Annotated in this window: 3 protein-coding genes; all 3 read right to left on the bottom strand. The window is 47.5% G+C overall.

What is annotated here, in order from left to right:
* Positions 1-165: 165 nt before the first annotated feature.
* The 3 genes from glmM to cdaA are packed head-to-tail and all read right to left on the bottom strand — an operon-like array spanning position 166 to position 3,625.
* Positions 166-1,518, bottom strand: a complete 1,353-nt coding sequence (gene glmM / locus IC21_RS15485) for a phosphoglucosamine mutase (protein WP_013858135.1) — start codon at positions 1,516-1,518, stop codon at positions 166-168.
* Between the two features lie 36 nt (positions 1,519-1,554).
* On the bottom strand, positions 1,555-2,805 hold the full coding sequence (locus IC21_RS15480; RefSeq protein ID WP_029143099.1) for a CdaR family protein: 1,251 nt from the start codon (positions 2,803-2,805) through the stop codon (positions 1,555-1,557).
* The gene (gene cdaA, locus IC21_RS15475) at positions 2,798-3,625 is read right to left on the bottom strand and encodes a diadenylate cyclase CdaA (protein ID WP_017553452.1); all 828 of its coding nucleotides are present in this window, start codon (positions 3,623-3,625) and stop codon (positions 2,798-2,800) included. The genes IC21_RS15480 and cdaA overlap by 8 nt, the downstream gene beginning before the upstream one ends.
* Positions 3,626-3,812: the final 187 nt, after the last annotated feature.

Here is a 3,812-nt window from a genome sequence, read left to right as displayed (position 1 = left end):
TGTTCATTCAAGGTGTACATTTAGATGATAGAGTGTCTTCCCATTTTTTTCCACTCATTTGCCCCTTCGAGTAAAATTTTACACATACTACCATTCTCAACATAAAATATGCATAAGAGGGTTGTTGCGTTCCCCCTTATGCACCGAAAAAATCAATCGTTGAAATTATTCTCTTAAACCCATTTCCGCTTCCACTGCCCCGGCAATCCGGGAAACAAACCGGCTGCAGTCTTCCGCCGTCTGTGCTTCCACCATGACACGCACAAGCGGCTCTGTTCCGGAAGGGCGGACAAGGACACGCCCGTTCCCGGCCATTTCTCTTTCTACCTCGTCAATCACCGATTTTATTTTTTCGTTTTCTAAAACATGGTATTTATCGGTTACCTTAACATTCACGAGTTTCTGCGGGTACTTTTTCATTTCCGCAGCCAGTTCGGAAAGCGGCTTGTTCGCGATCTTCATGATGTTGATCAGCTGCAGCCCGGTTAAAAGGCCGTCACCGGTCGTGTTATGGTCAAGGAAAATAATATGGCCCGACTGCTCGCCGCCCAAATTAAAGCCGTTTGCTTTCATTTCTTCGACAACGTACCGGTCGCCGACAGCCGTTTGAACACTGTTGATGCCAAGCGCTTCAAGGCCCTTATGGAAGCCGAGATTGCTCATTACAGTAGAAACGACGGTATTTTTCTTTAAAAGCCCTTCTTGTTTTAAGTATTTGGCACAAATATACATAATCTGGTCCCCGTCTATGATCTGGCCTTTTTCATCAACAGCGATCAACCGGTCGCCGTCGCCGTCAAATGCAAGCCCGACATTCGCGCCTTTTTCCTGGACGAAAGCAGCAAGCGCTTCCGGATGCGTGGACCCGACCCCGTCATTGATATTCAGACCGTTCGGGGATGCCCCCATTGTCGAGACATCTGCATCAAGATCGGCAAAAAGATATGTCGCCAGCGAAGAAGTCGAACCGTTGGCACAGTCAAGCGCCACATGAATACCGGTAAATTCTTCATCCACTGTCTGTTTTAAGAACTGCAAGTATTTCTGGCTACCTTCAAAGTAGTCGCTGACAATGCCGAGATCTTTCCCGACCGGCCGCGGCAGGTCATCCGTGTCTTGATTGAGCAGTTCTTCGATTTCCGCTTCCTCGTCATCCGACAGTTTAAAACCGTCGGGGCCGAAAAACTTAATGCCGTTATCTTCCACCGGGTTATGCGAGGCCGAAATCATGACGCCGGCCTGCGCCCCCAATGCTTTTGTCAAATAAGCAACCCCCGGCGTGGTAATCACGCCAAGCCGCATTGCTTCCGCCCCGATGGACAGAAGCCCGGCAACAAGCGCCCCCTCAAGCATCTGCCCGGAAATGCGCGTATCGCGGCCAATCAGAACTTTCGGCCGCTCATTCGCATGCTTGGTCAAAACATATCCGCCGAAACGTCCCAGTTTAAAAGCAAGTTCAGGTGTGAGTTCAGAATTTGCTATGCCTCTTACTCCGTCTGTACCAAAAAATTTCGTCATCAGGTTTCGCTCCTTCTTTTCCGCATATCAGTTCTGTTATTCTGTCTTTTGTGCTTCGTCACTTATGCGTATTTTCGCCTTTTCACCGGAAAGCCTCCACGTTATATTTTTCGGGCCCGATACAATATAGCTTACTTCGTGGTCTCCCTCCTTCAGGCCGGACAGATTGATCGAGACATTAAAGTCAGAGGCGGAAATCTTGTCCAAATCGCTCTTTTTCCCGTCTGCAATGATATCAATCGTTCCGTTCTTCGGAGAAAGGAAATCCATTTGATAGCCGGCAGCCAGCCCTTTTTCCTTAATCGGAATATTGCTCAGTGTTTTCTCATCTTCATCTTTTTTTTCTTCCACTTTAATGGTCGCTGTGACCATTTCCGGATCCACCTTATTGATGCCGTCCGGAAGGGAAATTGGAACATCAATGGTCGTATCTTTCGTAATTTTGCTGATGTCGATGTTAACCGGCAGCGCCTCAATCCCGGCAAGGCGGGCACTGGTGCCGTAGATGGTCACCTTTTTCGGATTTGTCGTGATGCTTTTTATCGTCAAATTGTCACGGTTACTGCCAACCGGGTTAATGGAAATCGGGACGGTTTTGCTCGGATTAGTCACATTCACCGTGACATTCACTTTATCCGGGTTGACCGAGACATCCAGTTTATTTAAATTCCGGTCGAGGACATTTACTGTCGCGGCCCTCGTAAAACTTTCCGTAATCGGCTTGCTGATTTCCACTGGCGCTTTTACATAGCTGATCCTGTCAATGACGTTTTTCGCCCCGGTAATTTTCACTGTACTTGGCTCCACAGCAGACACAGATGCTTCATACCCGGTTGCCAGCAAAGCTTTGTCGTATTCTGCCTCAACGTTGAAAATTTTGGATACTTTTTCTTGTACCGATACGGTAGCATACGTACGGCTGAGTTTGTATTTCAGTTTATCGGAAAGATTTTTTACTTTCAATTTGGCTTTTTGCCTGCCGATTTTTGCATTGCTTAAATCCATGTAAACGGTGAAATCCCTTGAGGCTTTCACCTGCTGAACGATGACTTTCGGGCCGGTTACAGTCACGTCCACCGTTTTCGGTGCGCCTGATACAACAAGGTTTTTGTTGTCATAAATCAGCTGGACCGGCATATTTTCAACCACGCCGCTGCTGTTTTTTGTGGCGGAACGGATAATTTTATTGCCTTCACCGTTTTCCACCGCAACTGAAATATAAAGCAGGATGGCTAAAACAAGCGCCAGCACCCTCATAAACCAACGATTGTCCATTAGTTTATCCATGTTTTCTCACCCTCCAGTTCCATTTCGACGAGGAAGGCTCCTTTGTTTTCTGGGTATAGTTCAGTTCGGCTTCCAGCATTTCCTGCAATTGCTCCAGGCTTAAATCCCTGTGAAGCTCGCCATTTTTCGTGACCGTGATCCCGCCCGTCTCTTCGGATACAACCACCGTCAAACAGTCTGTTACCTCACTGATCCCGACCGCGGCCCTGTGCCTTGTCCCCAGTTCCTTCGAAATAAACGGGCTCTCGGAAAGCGGCAAATAGCAAGCTGCGGCCGCCACTTTCCGCTTCTGGATTATGACGGCGCCGTCATGAAGCGGAGTGTTCGGAATAAAGATGTTAATCAAAAGTTCAGCCGATACAACAGAATCAAGCGGGATACCGGTTTCGATATAATCGCCTAATCCTGTTCCGCGCTCAATCGAGATCAGGGCGCCGATTCTGCGTTTCGCCATATAGCTGGTCGCCTTGACGATCGCTTCAACGAGGTGGGCCTGCTCATCTTCTTCCTGGCCGTTCGTTCTTGAAAAGAATTTTCCCCTGCCGAGTTGCTCAAGGGCCCGCCGCAACTCCGGCTGGAAGATAATAATTACGACCAGAAATCCGTATGTAAGTGCCTGGTCCATCATCCATGCCAGCGCCTGCAGCCCGAGCAAGCTGCTAAGGCTCCTGACGATGATGATCACAAAAATGCCTTTCAAAAGCTGGACCGCTTTTGTTCCGCGGATCACCATCAATAATTTATAGATGACAAACCAGACGACCAATATATCCACAATTTTGGAGAGATAGTTCCAGATGGGGAAATCAGCAATATGCATGACCCTGCCTCCATTAATTCATCAATCTTCATATCCTCTGTCTTCAACTGTTCTATTATATCATTTCCCGCGGCGAAATAGCAGCTTTTCTATACCTGGAGCTTTTTGCGATGTTAACAATTTTTCTTTCAATGCAAATAGAACACCACCAGAAATATAATATTGTCAGATAAATATATGCCCATTT

It is taken from the genome of Heyndrickxia coagulans DSM 1 = ATCC 7050 (assembly GCF_000290615.1).
GTDB classification, from domain to species: domain Bacteria; phylum Bacillota; class Bacilli; order Bacillales; family Bacillaceae_C; genus Weizmannia; species Weizmannia coagulans.
The sequence above is the reverse complement of the archived record's forward strand: the minus strand, read 5'-3'. Positions and strand labels throughout refer to the sequence as shown.

Excerpts from the sequence above, each read along its gene's own strand:
- glmM (WP_013858135.1), bottom strand. The coding sequence starts at position 1,518 with ATGACGAAATTTTTTGGTACAGACGGAGTAAGAGGCATAGCAAATTCT.
- IC21_RS15480 (WP_029143099.1), bottom strand. The coding sequence starts at position 2,805 with ATGGATAAACTAATGGACAATCGTTGGTTTATGAGGGTGCTGGCGCTT.
- cdaA (WP_017553452.1), bottom strand. The coding sequence starts at position 3,625 with ATGCATATTGCTGATTTCCCCATCTGGAACTATCTCTCCAAAATTGTG.